General features: G+C 67.2%; 21 protein-coding genes and 2 pseudogenes. 10 read left to right on the forward strand and 13 right to left on the reverse strand.

Annotated elements, in window-relative coordinates:
• On the forward strand, positions 1-710 hold a 710-nt coding region (locus tag WA944_RS22340; RefSeq protein ID WP_526647349.1), incomplete at its 5' end, for a dienelactone hydrolase family protein.
• Between the two features lie 3 nt (positions 711-713).
• On the opposite strand, the gene WA944_RS22345 is transcribed toward WA944_RS22340, so the two are convergent.
• Together WA944_RS22345 and WA944_RS22350 are read right to left on the reverse strand one after the other, a co-directional pair.
• Positions 714-2,207 carry a phosphatase PAP2 family protein gene (locus tag WA944_RS22345; protein WP_526375043.1) on the reverse strand — a complete coding sequence of 498 codons (1,494 nt, stop codon included), beginning with the start codon at positions 2,205-2,207 and terminating at the stop codon, positions 714-716.
• 28 nt (positions 2,208-2,235) lie between these two features.
• Positions 2,236-2,658, reverse strand: coding sequence for a hypothetical protein (locus WA944_RS22350; protein ID WP_526609641.1), 423 nt, complete (start codon positions 2,656-2,658; stop codon positions 2,236-2,238).
• 323 nt (positions 2,659-2,981) lie between these two features.
• Here WA944_RS22350 and WA944_RS22355 point away from each other — a divergent pair, with 323 nt between their 5' ends.
• Together WA944_RS22355 and WA944_RS22360 are read left to right on the forward strand one after the other, a co-directional pair.
• Positions 2,982-3,863, forward strand: a complete 882-nt coding sequence (locus tag WA944_RS22355) for a diacylglycerol/lipid kinase family protein (RefSeq protein WP_526375047.1) — start codon at positions 2,982-2,984, stop codon at positions 3,861-3,863.
• Positions 3,864-4,034: 171 nt separating this feature from the next.
• Positions 4,035-4,689: pseudogene (locus WA944_RS22360) on the forward strand (transposase); the annotation flags it as partial.
• Here the strand turns inward: WA944_RS22360 and WA944_RS22365 are convergent.
• The 4 genes from WA944_RS22365 to WA944_RS22380 form a co-directional block, all read right to left on the reverse strand.
• Complete coding sequence (locus WA944_RS22365) at positions 4,628-5,335, reverse strand: hypothetical protein (protein WP_526375069.1); 708 nt, start codon at positions 5,333-5,335, stop codon at positions 4,628-4,630. The pseudogene WA944_RS22360 and the gene WA944_RS22365 sit on opposite strands and share 62 nt — an antisense overlap.
• A gap of 107 nt (positions 5,336-5,442) precedes the next feature.
• Positions 5,443-5,832: a hypothetical protein gene (locus WA944_RS22370; RefSeq protein ID WP_526375049.1), complete on the reverse strand. Its 390-nt coding sequence runs from the start codon at positions 5,830-5,832 to the stop codon at positions 5,443-5,445.
• A 158-nt stretch (positions 5,833-5,990) separates the two neighbouring features.
• Positions 5,991-6,311: a Tn3 family transposase gene (locus WA944_RS22375; protein WP_526647350.1), complete on the reverse strand. Its 321-nt coding sequence runs from the start codon at positions 6,309-6,311 to the stop codon at positions 5,991-5,993.
• A 67-nt stretch (positions 6,312-6,378) separates the two neighbouring features.
• The gene (locus WA944_RS22380; RefSeq protein ID WP_526375051.1) at positions 6,379-6,540 is read right to left on the reverse strand and encodes a hypothetical protein; all 162 of its coding nucleotides are present in this window, start codon (positions 6,538-6,540) and stop codon (positions 6,379-6,381) included.
• A gap of 72 nt (positions 6,541-6,612) precedes the next feature.
• Between WA944_RS22380 and WA944_RS22385 the strand changes: the two are divergent.
• Positions 6,613-7,146, forward strand: a pseudogene (locus WA944_RS22385) (YhjD/YihY/BrkB family envelope integrity protein); the annotation flags it as partial.
• 87 nt (positions 7,147-7,233) lie between these two features.
• On the opposite strand, the gene WA944_RS22390 reads toward WA944_RS22385, so the two are convergent.
• On the reverse strand, positions 7,234-7,851 hold the full coding sequence (locus tag WA944_RS22390) for a DUF2238 domain-containing protein (RefSeq protein ID WP_526609645.1): 618 nt from the start codon (positions 7,849-7,851) through the stop codon (positions 7,234-7,236).
• A 192-nt stretch (positions 7,852-8,043) separates the two neighbouring features.
• Between WA944_RS22390 and WA944_RS22395 the strand changes: the two genes are divergently transcribed.
• The 3 genes from WA944_RS22395 (at position 8,044) to WA944_RS22405 (ending at position 10,105) form a co-directional block, all read left to right on the forward strand.
• On the forward strand, positions 8,044-9,150 hold the full coding sequence (locus WA944_RS22395; RefSeq protein ID WP_526375055.1) for a glycosyltransferase: 1,107 nt from the start codon (positions 8,044-8,046) through the stop codon (positions 9,148-9,150).
• A gap of 55 nt (positions 9,151-9,205) precedes the next feature.
• Positions 9,206-9,601: a hypothetical protein gene (locus tag WA944_RS22400; protein ID WP_526375057.1), complete on the forward strand. Its 396-nt coding sequence runs from the start codon at positions 9,206-9,208 to the stop codon at positions 9,599-9,601.
• A 123-nt stretch (positions 9,602-9,724) separates the two neighbouring features.
• Entirely contained in the window at positions 9,725-10,105 is a 381-nt protein-coding gene (locus tag WA944_RS22405) for a hypothetical protein (protein ID WP_526375059.1), read from the forward strand.
• On the opposite strand, the gene WA944_RS22410 is transcribed toward WA944_RS22405, so the two are convergent.
• The 4 genes from WA944_RS22410 to WA944_RS22425 are packed head-to-tail and all read right to left on the reverse strand — an operon-like array spanning position 10,102 to position 12,490.
• Positions 10,102-11,388 (reverse strand): cytochrome P450, encoded by a 1,287-nt coding sequence (locus WA944_RS22410; RefSeq protein ID WP_526375061.1) that lies wholly within the window; start codon positions 11,386-11,388, stop codon positions 10,102-10,104. The genes WA944_RS22405 and WA944_RS22410 overlap by 4 nt on opposite strands.
• 17 nt (positions 11,389-11,405) lie before the next feature.
• Positions 11,406-11,813 (reverse strand): hypothetical protein, encoded by a 408-nt coding sequence (locus tag WA944_RS22415; RefSeq protein WP_526375063.1) that lies wholly within the window; start codon positions 11,811-11,813, stop codon positions 11,406-11,408.
• Positions 11,806-12,270, reverse strand: a complete 465-nt coding sequence (locus tag WA944_RS22420; RefSeq protein WP_526375065.1) for an SRPBCC family protein — start codon at positions 12,268-12,270, stop codon at positions 11,806-11,808. The genes WA944_RS22415 and WA944_RS22420 overlap by 8 nt, the downstream gene beginning before the upstream one ends.
• Before the next feature lie 16 nt (positions 12,271-12,286).
• A complete protein-coding gene (locus WA944_RS22425; protein ID WP_526375067.1) occupies positions 12,287-12,490 on the reverse strand; it encodes an Rv3202a family protein in 204 nt (67 codons plus the stop codon).
• A 272-nt stretch (positions 12,491-12,762) separates the two neighbouring features.
• On the opposite strand from WA944_RS22425, the gene WA944_RS22430 reads away from it, so the two are divergent.
• Positions 12,763-13,647, forward strand: coding sequence for a cyclopropane mycolic acid synthase family methyltransferase (locus WA944_RS22430; RefSeq protein ID WP_526611219.1), 885 nt, complete (start codon positions 12,763-12,765; stop codon positions 13,645-13,647).
• Here the strand turns inward: WA944_RS22430 and speB are convergent.
• Positions 13,634-14,689: an agmatinase gene (gene speB / locus WA944_RS22435; RefSeq protein WP_526611217.1), complete on the reverse strand. Its 1,056-nt coding sequence runs from the start codon at positions 14,687-14,689 to the stop codon at positions 13,634-13,636. The two genes, WA944_RS22430 and speB, sit on opposite strands and share 14 nt — an antisense overlap.
• Before the next feature lie 17 nt (positions 14,690-14,706).
• Entirely contained in the window at positions 14,707-15,129 is a 423-nt protein-coding gene (locus WA944_RS22440; RefSeq protein ID WP_526374042.1) for an acyl-CoA thioesterase, read from the reverse strand.
• A 57-nt stretch (positions 15,130-15,186) separates the two neighbouring features.
• On the opposite strand from WA944_RS22440, the gene WA944_RS22445 reads away from it, so the two are divergent.
• A complete protein-coding gene (locus WA944_RS22445) occupies positions 15,187-16,161 on the forward strand; it encodes a threonine ammonia-lyase (RefSeq protein ID WP_526374043.1) in 975 nt (324 codons plus the stop codon).
• Positions 16,162-16,254: 93 nt separating this feature from the next.
• Positions 16,255-17,133 (forward strand): DUF7159 family protein (locus WA944_RS22450; RefSeq protein ID WP_526647351.1); only part of this gene is annotated, 879 nt, incomplete at its 3' end.

Raw genomic sequence — 17,133 nt, forward strand, 5'->3', positions numbered from 1 at the left:
CCGCTACGCCGCCCGGCATGGACGCCGCGCTACCCACCGAGCCGATCACCTGGGCCGGACCGCGCGGGGAGCTGCAGGGCGCCTGGGCGGCGGCGCCTCAGCCCCGCGGCGGGATCCTGGTGATCCACGAGAACAAGGGCCTCAACGACTGGGTCCGGTCGGTGGCGGGGCGGCTGGCGGGTGCCGGTTATTCGAGTCTGGCGATCGACCTGCTCTCCGCCCAGGGTGGCACCGCGACCTTCACCGATCCCGCCGAGGCCACCGCCGCGCTGGGCAATCTCGCCCCGGAGGACATGATCGCCGACCTGAAGTCGGGCGTCGGGGAAGTGGCCCGCCGCACCCCGGGGGTTCAGTTGGCGGCGGTGGGGTTCTGCATGGGCGGTGGCCTGGTGTGGCGGCTGCTCGACAGCGGGGCGCCGGAGCTGGCTGCCGCCTTCCCGTTCTACGGCCCCACCCCCGAGAATCCCGACTTCTCCGGTTCCCAGGACGTCGCGGTGCTGGGCTTCTACGGCGAACTCGATCAGCGGGTCAACGCCACCGAGCCCACCGCCGCGGCAGCGCTGCAGGAAGCGGGTCTGGTCCACGAACTCGTCACCGAGCCGGGTGCCAACCACGCCTTCTTCAACGACACCGGGGACAGGTACGACGCCGCCGCGGCCGCCGACGCGTGGCGCAGGACGCTGGACTGGCTGAGCACCCACGTCGGCTGACCCTCAGGACGGACTCGGTTCCGCGTCGAGGCGGAGACTGTCACGATCCGGGCCCGGGCGGATCACCCACGCGCACACCGCCACCCACACACTCGCGTAGACGATGCTGATGATTGCGTCTGTGGCGTAGTGCACGCCGATGTACATCCGAGCCGCCGCCATCGCCACCGCAACGGCGAACGCCGCCATTAAGGCAAGGTAGCGCAGCGACGACCGCCACCACAGAAGTAACAACACGGCAAGGGCGGCGTAGAGCGCTGTCGTCGCCGCGACGTGGCCCGACGGAAACGATGACGTCGGCGGGAGGCCCGGAGTCAGATGCTCGACCTGAGGCCGGGTGCGCCCCACCACCTGTGAACTGGCCAGGAACAGCAGCACTTCCCCCGCCGCCGCCGCGATCAGGAAGATCGCGGGCCGCCATCGCCGGGTGATCGCGAAGGAAAGCGCGATGGCGGCCAAGAGCACCACGAGGATCGATGAGGTGTCGCCGAGCCGGCTGAACATCATGAACACATCGGTGAGCGCCGGCGTCCGGATACCGGCAAACCACTCGGCGGTCTCGGTGTCCCACGACCGAACGGCGGGCAGGCCTTCGGTGACGAGCAGTCCGATCCCGACGACCGCACCCCAGATGAGCACCGCGGCCGAGACGAGAGCCGCAATGGTGTGCCGCCCATGGGGCAGCGGTCGGTCATGGCCGGGAGCAGGTAGCAGGTCGCGCCGTTCCTCTGGTTCGAGGCCCGCGATGAGAGGCGGGCTGCCCAAACCTGCTTCGCGATGCCAACGCCGGAACGCGATGGCGGTGACCAACACCCACACCGTGCCCAGCAACCAGCCGCCGAGCACGTCAGAGGGGAAATGGACGCCGAGGGCGATACGGGTGATCCCGATGATCGCCACCAGCCCCACCGTCGCGGCCACCATCGGCCGGCGCAGTCGCACGGGCGCAGCCGGTAGGAAGACCAGCAGCAGTACGCCGTAGGTCACCGTCGAACCCAGGGAGTGGCCGCTGGGAAAGCTCAGCCCTGGTGCCGCGGCGACCGGTTCGTCGAGCACCGGACGAGGCCGATCAGCGAGGACCTTCACCCCGCTGACGAGCGCAGCCGAGCCGAGCCCGGTCAGTGCCACATATATCGCCAGTGCTCGTTCCCGCCGGATGGCCAGCCAGATGATGGCGAGCGTCAGCCCCGTCCAGGCGAAACCGGAGCCCCCCAGGTTAGTCACCATGTTGAGTCCGCTGACGACCAGCGGCGAGGCCGACGCCGCCCCGGTCAGAGCTTCGACGATCTCCTGGTCTGCCGTCATCAAAGGTGACCATCCGGCGACGACCAGCGCGCTCAGCGCCGCGAACAACAGGGCCACACCTATCGCGACGAGGCCCGCCCAGTCGGCGTCGGCGAAGTGCAGGTGCGAATGCCGGCGTTCGACGGGGACGGCGTTCTGTCGAGCACCGTCCTGTCGTGCACCGTTTCTGTCGGATTTCTGCTGAGTGGACATGAGAGGCTCCGGAACCTGCGGGACAGGTCTACTCCTGCGGGACGTCCTTGTTGATGCTGTCGGCGATGAGGAATTTCTCCTCGTTGTAGGTGATGTACAAGCCGGGATCGCCCAGGGCATAGTCGGCGGCATAGGTGTCGTACACGAACGCCTCGGCGACTTCACCGGTCACCTCGACGACATTTCCCTGCTGGACATCGGCGTTGTCGGCGGAAGTGACCAGTAGCGACTCGTCACCCCAGTCGTTGCCGGCGAGTTCGAACGACTGCGGTCCGATCACGTCGGTGACTTCGGCGCTCACCGTGACGGTCTGGCCTACGTACTCGTCGTTGTCGAAGTAGTCGTCGGTGATGTCCTCGACGTCTGCGCCTTCGTCGGGGCCTTCGCTGTCGCTACACGCAACCGCGCCGGTCAACGCAAGCAGGGCAGTGCCGCCGGTCGCAATCAGCATCGATGCGCGATTGTGTTTCGTCAGCTGTTTCATGAGTCCCCTCGGTGCGGTTCGGTTTCGGGCAAGTGCACATCTGCGTGTGACTTCAGGAAGCGATTACCGAGGGTCGAGGGACGTAATCTCGGAAAACCTCGATCGTTATAGGCCCGTGATCTCCTCCCGCCGGGTCGGAAGTCCCGTCCACGGAGGTCCGATGGACACATGGGTTTATCCCGACGCCCCCCGGGTACGGCGGTGGAGGGTCCTGGGATTCCCGTCGCCTCTCCCGGGATTCGATTACGGCTGGCCGGAAGCGAATTCGCTGTAGCTGTATACGGAGAGCCATGAGCACTGTTGCCCTGATCATCAACCCGGCGACGGTCGACGAACCGTCCGCCGTCACCGCCATGATCGAGCGCCGCTGCAATGACGCGGGGTGGGACAGAGTCAGTGTGCGCCACACCACACCTGACGACCCCGGCGAGACCGCCGCCAGGTCTGCGGTCGCCGAAGGCGCCGAACTGGTCCTCTGCTGCGGCGGCGATGGAACTCTTGCCTCCGCCGCCGCCGGACTGCTGCATTCCGACGTGCCCATGGGTGTCTTGTCGACGGGATCAGGGAACCTGCTTTCCCGCAACCTCGACATCCCCTTGCATTTGGACGAGGCGCTCGATGTGGCTCTCGGCGAACGCACGCGGTTGATCGACGTCGGACGCGTGGACGGCAACACCTTTGTCGTGATGGCCGGAATCGGCCTCGACGCCGCCATCATGCATGAGGCGTCAGACGCGCTGAAGGAGCGCCTGGGGTGGTTTGCCTACGTCGTTGCCGGCGTGAAAAGCCTTCGGAACAGGGCGATGGCGATCTCCATTCGGATCGACCAGCAGGAGACTATTCGGCACGGCCGGGCGCGCACTGTCATCGTCGGCAATGTCGGACAGCTCCAAGGCGGGTTGCCGCTGCTACCCGGCGCCGACCCCTCCGACGGAGTGCTCGACGTTGTGGTGATCGCACCGCGGGTGCTCGCCGACTGGCTGACCACAGCGTGGCGCATCACTAGGCGCGGGTCGAAGACGGATGGTCGCCTGCAGCGATTCCGCGGCCGCGAGATCGAGTTACGTTCCCGGCGTCCGCATTTGCGTCAATATGACGGTGAGGTGATGGTGCCGTCGCATACCCTGCTCATCAGCACCGACCCCGCGGCACTCCTGGTGAAAGTGCCGTAGCCGGATGAGTTCTGTCCCTCGAGTCCCCGAAACCACCACCATGGTGGGTGAAGAATTGGGGCTCTTCTGACACTTCCGTGGGTGGGTTTGTTGATCTGAGAGGGCGCACGTCGTTGTCGCTTAAGGTTTCTGGCTTGTCAAAGGACAGTAACCAAAGGAGCGGGCAACGACGTGCGCAATGTGAGGCTATTTCGTGCGCTGCTGGGTGTCGACCAGCGCACCGTGATCGAAGACATCGAGTTCGAGGAGTTCGAGGAGGACGACGCCGACGGTGACACGCTGGTGGTGGCGCGGGTGCGGCCACGCAGCGGGGTCTCGCGGCGTTGTGGCCGCTGCGGCCGCAGGGCGCCCTGGTATGACCGCGGTGAGGGACGGCGCCGGTGGCGCGGCCTGGACTGGGGCACGGTGCAGGTGGTGTTGGAGGCCGCCGCGCCGCGGGTGAACTGTCCCACCCACGGGCCCACGGTGGTGGCGGTGCCCTGGGCGCGTCACCACGCCGGGCACACCTTGGCCTTCGATGACACGGTGGCCTGGCTGGCGGTGGCGTGCTCGAAAACCGCGGTGTGCGAGTTGATGCGAGTCGCCTGGCGCACGGGCCTGGGTCGCCAAGACCGACACCCGGCTGTATCGCGCCTACCTGCTCAAAGAGGGCCTGCGGCATGTGTTTTCGGTCAAGGGCGAAGAAGGCAAGGAAGCCCTGGACCGGTGGATCTCCTGGGCACGGCGCTGCCGCATTCCGGCATTCGTCGAGCTGGCCGCCCGCATCAAGCGACACCGCCAAGCCATCGACGCCGCCCTCGACCACCGCCTATCCCAAGGACTGATCGCCGCGGCGCCAGCGGCTCAGCTGACTCAGCGAACACGCCCAACGCACTGTCTGAGTGGCGGTCATGACCGAAATCGATCTCAGCCAACACAGCGACCGCCACGGCAGGCTCAGCCAACAACTCCAGCACCGCCCCCACAGTCTTGCGGTCGTGGTCTGGTTCCTGAACCTCTACGGGGGCCACGTCCAACGCCGGTCGCGGCAGTAAACCGATGCCGGCCGGTTCGTGCTCATCGTCTTCCTCGCCGCTGTCGTGGGCAGCCATCACCGCCTCGACCACATCGCGGGTTTGCGCGTAGAGCCGCACGGTCGCCAGCACGGCCAGCGCCTTGTCGTCATCGAGTGGGTAGCGTTCCTTGACGCTCTCGATCCGGCCAGCCAGCCGCCACGCGGCGAAATCGAACCCGCTACCGGCGACCCAGTCGCCTTCGCGGGCCAGCCCGCTGGCTGAAAGCAACTCGGCTAGCGGTAGCGCCGCCTGGCGAAACAGGCTGTCGTCGTCGGCGCACAGGATCCACACCGCGACATCAAGCATCTCGGGTCGGTCAGGATGCGCATCGAGCAGGGCAGCCAGCGTCATGCCGATATCGCAGGGCCCCGGCTCGGGGACCGCTACGAGATCGAACCCGTGCGCGCTGACCTGCAACCCGACCAGATCACCGGCCTCAACACCCAGCGCGGCGAACCGCCCAGCCGGCAACACCAGCAACTCCGTGTCGTCGTCGAACGCTGTTGTGGGCACACTGCGTTCGGTCAAAACGTCGCTGTCGTGAACCGGGCAGATCTCGGTGAACCGTCGGACAGCCGCTGATAGGTCTCGGACTCGGCCAGCCTCGCCAACGGCGCCAGATCGCAATCCAATCCGGTGATGATGTCGTGAGCGGCCTCCACCTCGGCGAGGCGGTGGGTGAAAACCCTTCCCTCAAGTAACCCCGGAAGCCACACCCGACGCCCATCAGCCAGCGGCATGAACGGCTCGTGATCCCGCTCGAGAACCTCAGCGAGCACGATATTGGGCTGCGGCCCAAGATCGACACCCTCAGTCTTGAGCGCGCTCAACAAGTCGTCCTCGTTCATCGGGCCGCGCACCGAAAGAACCCGGCGCACCGCGGCAGTGATCCCCTCCACAGAAGTGCCAGACATTGCCCCGACACTACCCGGCCGCAAACATCGGGGCGCGGCGGCGTGGTGGCCCGGCAGTGCCGGCAACAGCGTGCCTCCAACGGAGCGCCCGGCGCGACACTTACCCATGTCACGGGGCCGCTGGCCGTCAACCTCCGAGCGCCAGCCGACTGTTCATATCAAGTTTGACCTCCCCGTAGGGCAGAACGTGCTGCCAAAATAGCGGGGTCAGACCACGTTCGTCCTCGGCGGTGAGTACGCCGTCCCAAGTCGGGGTCGGCCAGGACGTCTTGGATCATCAAGATGTTGATGAACACCATGGCGGCTTGGCAGATCCGCAGGCACAGCACGCTCATCTCTTGTTCGTCGCGTCGGTTGGACGCGAGTTCGGCGTTTTTGCCGTAGAAGATGATCGAGTTGGCACGATTCCACGACTCGGCCACGTTGAGCCCGTCGTTGATCTCGCGTTGCAGCCCACGTAGGCGCAGGTAGCGCGCCAAAAACCGCATGGCAGACCATCCGGACCGAGCCGCGTTCGATCGTTGTCGAGTCTTTCCGCAGATTCCGCTATGGCGATGGCCTCTCGCATTCCCGGGCATTGGGTCTGCAACTCGCCTTGACCATCGTCCCGTTGATCATCGCGGCGGTCGGGCTGAGCATGTCGCTGTATGCCGAGCGCTTCGGGATCGTGATGCGGAAGACGATGCTCTTCTTGACCCCCGGACCCACCGACCCGATCGTGCGTAACACTTTTGCCCATTCCGTCGGGGATGACAGCTCTGCGATCCCTTGTGGTTCGGCTTGTTCTTTGCGGTCTTCGCCATGACGACGGGCATGGGACAACTCGAGCGGGGGGCCAACCGGATCTACGGCATCCTACGGGACCGACCCACCGTAAGCAAGTACAGCAGGGCGCTGCTGATGGCGTTGATCGCCGGTTTTCCCGCACTTTGCGGGTACGCGATGCTGATCGCAGCGTTCACCTTCTCGGAAGCTGTCGAATCGGAGTTCGGAATCGACGATGACACCGTGTTGTCGTTGGCCCTACCACTGGCCCTGACACTGCTCCTGTATTCGATCACCATGATGCTGCGTTTCGGCCCACGACGGCGCCAGCCGGGCTGGTCCTGGCTAGCTCTCGGGGCGTTGGTGGCAGTGGCGTTGTGGTTGGTCTTCACGGCTATGATGGCTCTCTATCTGAATCTGAGCTTCTCGGACCGGCTGGGCTACGTGTACGGTCCCCTGACCGGCGTGGTGGCGTTGCTGTTGTGGTCCATGCTGAGCTCCGTCGCCATCTTCGTGGGACTGGCGATCTCCGCACAGATCGAAGCGCAGTGCGCGGGCCGGCGTCACGGAGCACTGGCTGATCCCGAATCCGATGTACCGCCGTCGGGCGCCGAGCTCTCTGTAGCACAATCGGTTTCAAGCCAGTGCTTTGCGACGCAGCACAGCGACTGCAACACCGGCCAGCAGCGACCCGAGCAGATCGAGTGCCAGGTCCGCAATGGTGTCGGCGTATCCCACCCCGATGTGGGTACTGGTGAATGTCCGGACGAACCACTCGTAGAACTCCCACAACACGCCCATCGTGACTCCGACCATGGTGACCTGAAGGACGATGTTCGCAATTGAGTTTTGTTGTGGGCGCTGGATGAAGGCGGTGCGGATCAGCAGCAGATACACTGCGGCGGCGAGGACACCGGTGTTCCCGAAGTGGAAAAGCACGTCCATCCAGACGATCTCGCGGTACCACCCGAATACGGACGCGGAAGTGGCCAGCGGAAGTGTCACACACACCGCAGCGTCCAGTGGGGCGGGCAGGTCGGCCCGCCGAAAGGCCAGCAGAACCATAAAAATGAAGCCGAACCTGAAAGCGCCCTCGACCGTGTCGAGGAACAGCATCCCAATCGCGGTGACGAGTACAGCCAACCTCGCCACATCGGCGAACCCCCGCAGTACCTGCAGCACCGCCCGCTGACGCGAGACCGCCGTCGTCCCGCCCATTTTGTCGGATCCGTCTCCGTTTCCGCGGTTGGTCATTGGCATTCCTTCCCGGTTTCGGTTCACGTCTCCAAGTGCCCGTTCAGCCGTGCTCTAGTCACCCGCGGCGCCAACGATTTGGACCGGCTCCGCACCCACAGGGCCTGACGCTCACCAACCGGCAACCCATCGTTCGACCCCCAGCCTGCTCGGCGTTGCCCAGCGCACACGCGCTCGAGGTCTGATCTAGCCATGCGGGTGGTCCAGGTAGCGAATTTCTACGGCCCGCGTTCCGGCGGGTTGCGCACCGCCGTGGATCGTCTCGGTGCCGAGTACGTCGCGGCCGGACACACCGTCTTCCTCATCGTGCCGGGGCGCTGCGCCCAGGCGGTGACACTTCCGTCGGGGGTGGTCCGGATCTCCCTGCCTGCCAAGCTCATTCCGCTCACCGGGGGTTACCGCGCGGTGTTGCCCGGCCCGGTCACCGATCTGCTCGAGCGGTTGCGTCCCGACGCACTGGAGGTCTCGGACCGTCTCACGCTGCGTTCCCTGGGAGGCTGGGGACGCCGCCGCGGCGCGTCGACGGTGATGATCTCCCACGAACGTCTGGACCGACTCGTGGGACAGGTCCTGCCCGTGCCACTGGCGCGGACGGTCGCCGACGCCGCCAACCGGCGCACCGCCGCCACCTACGATGCCGTGGTCTGCACCACCGAGTTCGCTCGTGAGGAGTTCGACCGGATCGGGGCGACGAACCTGGTAACGGTACCGCTGGGGGTCGACCTCGACCAGTTCCACCCGCGTCGGCGCTCGGAGGCGGTCCGCGAGCGCTGGGCCGGCCAGAACCAGTTGCTGCTGGTGCACTGCGGGCGGCTGTCGGTCGAGAAACACGCCCACCGCAGCATCGACACCGTTGCCGCACTGCGTGACTCGGGTGTGGATGCCCGGCTGGTCGTGGTCGGGGAGGGGCCGCAGCGGGCTCGCCTGCAACGGCAGGCGGCACAACTACCCGTTGCCTTCACCGGCTTCATCGGCTGCCGCGATACCGTCGCCGGCATTCTGGCCAGTGCCGACATCGCCCTCGCACCGGGTCCACACGAGACGTTCGGGTTGGCCGCGCTCGAGGCGCTGGCCTGCGGCACCCCGGCGGTGGTGTCCCGGACGTCCGCGCTGGCCGAGATCCTCACCACCGACAGCGGCGCCACCGCGGACAACGACGCTGGCGCGATCGCCGGTGCCGTCACCTCGATCATGAGCCGTCCGGAGTCGCAGCGCCGGCGCAGCGCGCGACGGCGGGCCGAACAGTTCAGCTGGCCGCGTTCGGCGGCCGGGATGCTCCGCGCCCTCGGAGCACAGTGACGCTGTGCTGCTCATTGCCTGATATCTGCGCACCGACGTGACCTACGATCCAGGGATGTTCCGCACGTTCGCCGTCGTGGCGGCCACGACACTGGTGTTCAGCTCCACCGCGGCGGTCGCAGGCGCCCAGCCGGCCCCTTCGGCATGCAACTACGAGCTGACCGCCCCCACCGTGGTGAACGTCTCCGGTACCGACATGGTCACCGCCACCGTGTCCCCCAAGGCATGCGACGGCGCAGTCACCTTCCAGACGGTGGCGTGCATCCAGATGCAGGGCAGTGACAGCGCCGGCCAGTGCGTGCAGGGCAAGGGCATCCTGCCCGCCCAGGTGTACTTCCAGCCGTACCGGCCCGGCGCGACCTACACCGCGACAGGGCGGGGGTGCGCGGCCAAGGGCAATCCGCCGCAGACGTACTGCCAGGAGAACGGACCGATCACCGCAACGCTCTGACCGGCGCCCGCGCTGGTTTAACGCGGACTCCACCCGGGCATCCCGCGTGTCAACGGGACCGTCGACCTGACCGGCCCCCGAACACAAGGAGCCGGCATCGACAGCAACAGCACGATCTGGATCGTGGTCGCCGTCGTCGTCGCGATCATCGTTATCGGCGCCGTGGTGTTCGCCGCGAAGAAGGCCCGTGACGGCCGCCGCCGGCAGGAAGCAGACCGCATCCGCGAAGAGGTCGACCACGACACCCACCGGGTGGAGAAGCGGGCGGCCCTTCTCGAGGAGACCGAGGCCAAGGCGCGAGCAGCCAAGGCCGAAGCCGACGCCAAGGCCGCCGAGGCTGCGCGGCTGGCGGACACCGCCGCCACGCACCGCGATTCGGTCACCTCGTCCCGCGAAGACCTCGCCGCCCGCCGCGAACACGCCGACAAGCTCGATCCCCGGGTGACCCGGGATTCGGAGAGCGGTACCGCGGAGCAGATGAAGCCGGACTCCTCGCCGCGTTAGTCGGCCCAGGACACCGGCAACCGCTTGATCCCGTGGATGAAGGCCGAATGCAAGCGGTCCGGTTCCGAGGTGGCGCGGATGCCGGGCACCCGGCGGTGCATCTCTTCGAACGCGACGGTGATCTCACGGCGGGCGAGGTTGGCGCCCAGGCAGAAGTGGGCGCCGCCACCCCCGAAGCCGAGATGCGGATTGGGATGGCGGCGAACGTCGAACGTCCAGGGGTCGACGAACTTGGACTCGTCACGGTTGGCTGAGCCGTACCAGAGTGTGACCTTGTCTCCCGCAGCCATTCTCGCGCCGCCGAGTTCCACCTCCCGGCCGGTGGTGCGGCGCATGTAGGCCACCGGCGAGGCCCACCGCACGACCTCTTCGACGGCAGTCGGCGCCACCGCGTCATAGTCCGACCACCAGATGTCGCGCTGCTCGGGAAACCGGCTCAGCGCGAGCACGCCGTGGCTGATCGCGTTGCGGGTGGTTTCGTTGCCGGCCACCACCAGCAGGATGAAGAACGAGGCGACCTCGGCGGAAGTGAGCTGCTCACCGTCGAGTTCGGCCTCGACCAGGCTGGTCGTCAGGTCGTCGCCGGGCCGTTCCCGACGATCCTCGGCGAGTTCTTTGGCGTACGCCCCGATCGCCATGGCCACGGCGACGAAGTCGTCGAAGTCGGTGGCGATGTCGGGATCACCGAAGCCCAGGATCACGTTGGTCCACTGGAAGATCCGGGCGTGGTCCTGCTCGGGGATGGCCATCATGTCGCAGATGATCTGCAGCGGAAGCGGACCGGCGAGTTCCGAGACCAGCTCACCGTGGCCGTCGGGGTTGGCGGTGACCATCTCCTCGACCAGGCGCCGGGCGCGCTGCCGCACCGAATCTTCGATCATCGCGAGCACCCTCGGGGTGAACGCGCTGCGCACGATGTTGCGCAACCGGGTGTGTCGGGGGTCGTCCATTGCGATCATCGAGCCGAAGTACTCGTTGAGCTCAGGCGTCTGGTCACCGATCGTGATGCCGAGCGCCGAGCTGAAGATCTCGGGATGACGGCTGGCGTAGAACACGTCGTCGTAGCGGGTCAGCGCCCAGTGCCCGGCGACTTCGGCGTCGTCGTCGACGACGAACGAGTCGTGGAACGTGATCGGCGCTTCGCGCCGCAGCGTGGCGAACGCTCCATCCCGGATGTCGTCGTCGAGTCCCCAGAAATCCCACGTGCCCAGATCGATGCCTGACAACGGGACGTCAGGCGGAGCGATGCCGTTGGTTCGGGCGACGCCCGTTCTCAAGCCCATGTGCGCCCAGCGTAGCCTCACGGCCGGGCTTCGTGCCCTTTTCTGCCATGGGTGCGGCGACGCTCTTTCATCCGCGCCTCATGCAGGTGACGGACGCCGTCGGTGAGCTCGTCACGCACCTGACGCTCGTGCGCGCGCAGCCGCGACCAGTAGGTGTCGTCGAACTCCTCGACCACCTGGAACGTCCATCGGCCCTCGATCACGTTGCGCCCGATCATGTCGGTTTCCAGCCGCTCGGCAGCGGCGTCGGCGCCTGCCTCAATCAGCGCGTCACACGCCTCGCCGAGCAGCAGGTCGGCGTGTCCCATCAGTTGATGGAACGAATAGAGGTGGCCCCTCGCGCGTTCGACGAACTCCAGCGCCTCGGTCACCTTGCCCACGGCGTCGGCCACGTCATCACCCACGTCATCACCCACGTCACTCACCGAGGTCTCCCTCCGCTACCGTCTTGATCCGCTCCAGCGTTCTGCGCATGTCCCGCAGGTTGCGACGGCGCCGCAGCTGGCCGCCCAGCACCGCGTACAACGACATCAGCACGTTCTGATTCAGCCGGAAGGACTCCGTGACCTCGGTGGCCGAATCGGCCGGGGTCAGCTGGTAGTGCCAGTTGGTGACCGCGCGGTCACCGACGAGGACCTCGAAGCCGAACGCGCGCCCGGGGTCGCAGGCGGTGACCCGGCACGTCGTCCAGTAGACCGGGCCGATCTCGTTGCGGCGCACGTGGCCGCGGAAGCGCGCGCCCAGCGCCGGGCCGGTGGCGCCGTCGAGCCATTCCGCCTCGAACGTCTCCGGCGAGAACGTGCCGGTGTTGCGGACATCGGCGATCAGCTCCCAGATCCGCTCCGCCGGCGCCGCCATCGACACCGTCACCGCGCCCTGCATCAGCGCGCTCCCAGCGTCAACGGTCCGACTCCCGATCGTCCTCGGGAACGGGGATGGCCTGTTCGATGAGATCTGCTTCGCTGGCCTGCCAGTCGCGGTCCTCCGAGACGCGCTGTGCATCACTCCACGAGTCGTCGTCGCTGTCGCCGATCGGGGCGTGTTGTTCGGCCACGTCCGCTTCGGCGGCGGCACCGAGCGGGTCGCGGTCTGGTGTCGTCATGGGTGCTCCCTGATTGGTGGTCGGTGGCGGACGGACGTCGCGGCGTGCTCCATCCGTGCTCCGGTGTACCCGTTCCGGCGCCGGCCCGCACCCGGCAGACGTTCCCGTTTGGTCACCAGAGGCCGTTGCTGCGCGCAGCGACCTAGTGATTCACTGAACGAGGTCGCTCTCGGGTATTGTGCGTGAGTTGCGCAGACGACGCACAGGCCCTCAAGCAGGGCGGGGCCGACCATGACCATCGACCATCATGCCGAATCTCAAAGGCTTGTAATTTGCCAGAAATCATCGAAGGCGCTCAGAACCTGAAGCCACACTTCGAAGACGTGCAGTCGCATTACGACCTGTCCGACGACTTCTACAGGTTGTTCCTCGACCCGACGCAGACCTACAGCTGCGCGTACTTCGAGCGCGATGACATGACACTGGAAGAGGCGCAGATCGCCAAGATCGATCTGTCCCTCGGCAAGCTCGGACTCGAACCCGGGATGACGCTCCTCGACATCGGTTGCGGATGGGGCGCGACTTTGCTGCGCGCGATCGAGAAGTACGACGTCAACGTCGTCGGCCTGACGCTCAGCGAGAACCAGAAGGCACACGTCGAGAAGGCTCTCGAATCGCAGGGCAGCCCGCGGTCCAAGCGGGTGCTGCTGCAGGGCTGGGAGCAGTTCGACGAGCCCGTCGACCGCATCGTGTCCATCGGTGCGTTCGAGCACTTCGGGCGCGACCGGTATGACGAGTTCTTCAAGATGGCCCACCGGGTGCTGCCCGACGACGGGGTGATGATGCTGCACACCATCATCAAGCCCACCGACGAGGAGTTCACCGAGCGCGGCCTGAAGCTGACGATGAGCCTCGTGCGGTTCTCGAAGTTCATCATGGACGAGATCTTCCCCGGCGGGGATCTGCCGAAGCCGACCACCGTCGAGGAGCACGCCACCAAGGCCGGGTTCCGGCTCACCCGGGCGCAGCGGCTGCGGGAGCACTACGCCAAGACCCTCGACATCTGGGCGGATGCGTTGCGCTCGCGTGAGGACGAGGCCGTCGCCCTCCAGTCCCGCGAGGTCTACGACCGGTACATGAAGTACCTGACGGGCTGCGCGGATCTGTTCCGCGGGGGCTACACCGACATCTGCCAGTTCACCCTCACGAAGGGCTGATGTCCCGGTAGGAGCGCGCCGGCTGCCCGGGCTCGGCCTCGGCGGCGTCCCGGCGCCGCGCCGCCATCCCTGCGAGGGCCTCGAACACCACCCGGTGCGCCGCGTTGACCGTCAGTTCCGCGTGGTCGTATGCCGGTGCCACCTCGACGACGTCGACGCCGACGACGTCGTGCTCGTAGCAGAGTTGGCGCACCATCCGCAGCAGGTCCGCGCTGGTGATGCCGCCGGGCTCCGGGGTCCCGGTGCCGGGTGCGTGTGCCGGGTCGAGCACGTCGATGTCGACCGACACGTACAGCTTGTCGGCCTTCGCGAGGGCTTCTCCCACCGAGTCGCGCATCACGCTCTTGAATCCCCGCTCCCAGATCTCCTGCATCGTGTGCCAGGTCATCTTCTGCTCGAGCATCCACTCGAACGTGTCCTGCGACGGCCAGTAGCCGCGCAGGCCGACCTGGACGAAGTGTGACCCTGGGACGGCGCCCGACTCGATCAGCCGGCGCATCGGGGTGCCGTGGCTGGCCAGGTTGCCCTCGATCTCGTCGGCGGTGTCCGCGTGCGCGTCGAAATGGACGATGCCGACGTTGCCGTAGCCATGCACATCGGCGACCGCGGTGGCCGCGGGCCACGTGATGGAATGGTCACCGCCCAGGATCACCGGAACGATGCCGCGCTCGGCGAGGGCGTGTACCCGTTCCCGAATGTTGTTGTGGGACACCTCGGTCTGACCGTGCGGACAGTACGCGTCGCCGAAATCGACGACCTCGAGCCAGTCGAAGATCTCCAGGCCGAGATCCATGTGGTAGGTGCCCGGCTCGTAGGCGGTCGCCCGGATCGCCCGCGGGCCGAACCGGGCTCCCGGACGGTTGGTGGTCCCGATATCGAACGGTGCACCCACGATGGCCGCATCCGGTTTCCACTCGTCGAGCTGTGCCACCTCGGTCAGAAATGGACGATGCCCGAAAGACGCCAGTCCCGCATAGGCAAGGTCGAGTTGCTCGGCCATCCCCGGCGGGATCTCACGGCGGTGATCGTGGTCGTGCCCCATGGGCATGACCGTACCGCTCAGCGGGCCGCTGAACCGCTCAACGCAGCACGCAACGAACCGGGGATCGGCCGTTTCGCCCAGTCCCCGGTCGACACGACGACGTAGACGTTGTGCCCCCGGACCGCCATCTGCTCGCCCGCCCCCGCGGGCGTGCTGCACACCCCGAACCCGACCGTGAAACTCGTCGTGCCGACCCTGGTGCACTCGGCGGTGACCCGCACGCGATCGCGCCAGCGCACCGGGGCCAGGAAGTCGATCTCGCTGTGCACCACCTGGAAATCGTAGCCGGTCGCCATCAGCTCCGGGTACCCGACGCCCAGATGGTCGAGCAGTCCGGTGCACGCCTCGTCGAACCAGGTCAGGTAGTGCCCGTTGAACACCACGCCCTGCTGGTCGACCTCGGCATAGCGGGGAACGATCGGCAGCGAGAACTCGGTCACCCCGATCACCCTAACCACGTTGCCCGCGGCGCCGACCCGGTGCCGCAGACTTGAGCGATGAAGCTCGTGACGATCGACGACATCCGTATCGCCGCAGACCGGATCCGACCCCACGTGGTGCGCACGCCGCTGCTGGCGGCGCGGTGGGGTGACGGCCGGCGCCCGCTGTGGGTCAAGCCCGAGAACCTGCAACCGGTCGGCGCGTTCAAGGTGCGCGGCGCGTTCAACGCGATCTCGGCCCTCACCGGTTCGGCCGCCACCGGCGACAGGCCCACCGTCGTCGCCTACTCGAGCGGCAACCATGCCCAGGCGGTGGCGTACGCGGCGGCGGCGCACGGACTGACCGCCCACATCGTGATGCCCGAGGAAACGCCGAACATCAAGGTGCAGGCCACCCGTGAGTACGGAGCGCAGGTCGTGTTGTGCGCGGCAGAGGAGCGGGAGACGGTCGCAGCGCAGGTGGTTGCCGACACCGGTGGCGTGCTGATTCCGCCGTTCGACCATCCCGATGTCATCGCCGGGCAGGGCACGATCGGCCTGGAAATCGCGGCTGACCTGCCCGACGTGCAGAACGTGTTGATACCGGTCAGTGGTGGAGGGCTGGCGTCGGGCATCGGGGTGGCGATCCGGGCGCTGTGCCCGCAGGCGCGGATCTTCGGGGTCGAACCGGAACTGGCCGCCGACACCGCCCAGGGGCTGGCCCGTGGCCACCGCGTGGACTGGCCGATCGAGGACCGCAACCGCACCATCGCCGACGGGCTGCGGTCACAACCGTCCGACCTCACGTTCGCGCATCTGCAACAGGTCCTTGACGGGGTGATCACGGTGGCCGAGAGCGAGATCCGTGCGGCTGTCCGCGAACTGGCGCACCGAGCGCACCTCGTGAGCGAACCCAGCGGCGCGGTCGCACTGGCCGCGTACGGCAAGGGGGCGACGCCGCCCGGGCACACGGTGCTCATCGTGTCCGGCGGGAACATCGAGCCGCAGATGCTGCAGCAGATCCTCGGCGAGAGCGCACCGCAGGAGATTTGACAGGTGTGCAATTGCGGGGTCCAGGGGGTAGGGTCCACCCGGTATTTCCCATCACGTGGTCCCGCAGGACCGGGGCGCACGAAGGAGTGGTTGGTGGACGCGGTTCTGGGCCTGTCGGTGACACCGTCTGCCGTCGGCCTGGTGCTGGTCGAGGGTCAGGACGCCGACGGCGCGACCATCGACGGCCTGGGTTTCGACGTCGACGACCGCGGGTCCGCGAGCGCACTGCGGACCTGCGAGCAGGCGGTGGCAGCCTTGTTGCGCGCCGAGGCGAACGCGGCTGACCAGGGTCACCGGGTGCGCTCCATCGGAGTGACCTGGAGCGACGACGCCGACGCCGAGGCGTCGCTGCTGCTGAAGTCGCTGAGCAATTCCGGCTTCGACAACATCGTCCCGGTGCGGCTGTCCGAGGCCACCGACGCGCTGGCCCGGGGTATTGCCGAGGTCACCGGGTATCCGACCACCGCCGTGTGCGTCATCGAACCCGAGCAACTCATCGCCCTGGTCGTGCAGACCGAACAAGGCGCGGTGCAGACCGCGGTCAATCACACCGTCGTGACCGAAGAGGACCTGGTCGGCTGGTTGAGCGCGGTGTTCACCAAGGCTGACTGGGCACCCGAGGCGCTGGTGCTGGTCGGCTCCGCCGAAGATCTCGACGGACTGCGGCCCGTGCTCGAGGACGCGCTGTCGGTGCCGGTGTACACCCCCGCCGAAGCGCAGCTGGCGCTGGCACGTGGCGCTGCGCTGGCGTGCGCGCAGAACGGCGAGCTGCGCCTCGACCGTGAAGACGGTGACGTCCGTGCGGTCATCCCCGGGCGCCGGGCCCGCGGTCTCGTTCAGACGGGACCGGCGGCAGTCCTGGCCGCCGGGCTCGTCACGTTCGTGGCTTCCGCGTCCGCCGCGCTGGCGCTGCAGGCCGCCCCCGAGCGGACGGCCACGACGCCGCGCCCCACCGACGCAACCGCCCAGACC

Origin of the sequence: Mycobacterium sp. (assembly GCF_049683355.1) — a bacterium.
GTDB lineage: Bacteria > Actinomycetota > Actinomycetes > Mycobacteriales > Mycobacteriaceae > Mycobacterium.

Bases quoted from the DNA above. Each gene is read 5' to 3' on its own strand.
- WA944_RS22345 (WP_526375043.1), bottom strand. From the start codon at position 2,207: ATGTCCACTCAGCAGAAATCCGACAGAAACGGTGCACGACAGGACGGT.
- WA944_RS22350 (WP_526609641.1), bottom strand. From the start codon at position 2,658: ATGCTGATTGCGACCGGCGGCACTGCCCTGCTTGCGTTGACCGGCGCG.
- WA944_RS22355 (WP_526375047.1), top strand. From the start codon at position 2,982: ATGAGCACTGTTGCCCTGATCATCAACCCGGCGACGGTCGACGAACCG.
- WA944_RS22370 (WP_526375049.1), bottom strand. From the start codon at position 5,832: ATGTCTGGCACTTCTGTGGAGGGGATCACTGCCGCGGTGCGCCGGGTT.
- WA944_RS22390 (WP_526609645.1), bottom strand. From the start codon at position 7,851: ATGACCAACCGCGGAAACGGAGACGGATCCGACAAAATGGGCGGGACG.
- WA944_RS22395 (WP_526375055.1), top strand. From the start codon at position 8,044: ATGCGGGTGGTCCAGGTAGCGAATTTCTACGGCCCGCGTTCCGGCGGG.
- WA944_RS22400 (WP_526375057.1), top strand. From the start codon at position 9,206: ATGTTCCGCACGTTCGCCGTCGTGGCGGCCACGACACTGGTGTTCAGC.
- WA944_RS22410 (WP_526375061.1), bottom strand. From the start codon at position 11,388: ATGGGCTTGAGAACGGGCGTCGCCCGAACCAACGGCATCGCTCCGCCT.
- WA944_RS22420 (WP_526375065.1), bottom strand. From the start codon at position 12,270: ATGCAGGGCGCGGTGACGGTGTCGATGGCGGCGCCGGCGGAGCGGATC.
- WA944_RS22425 (WP_526375067.1), bottom strand. From the start codon at position 12,490: ATGACGACACCAGACCGCGACCCGCTCGGTGCCGCCGCCGAAGCGGAC.
- speB (WP_526611217.1), bottom strand. From the start codon at position 14,689: ATGGGGCACGACCACGATCACCGCCGTGAGATCCCGCCGGGGATGGCC.
- WA944_RS22445 (WP_526374043.1), top strand. From the start codon at position 15,187: ATGAAGCTCGTGACGATCGACGACATCCGTATCGCCGCAGACCGGATC.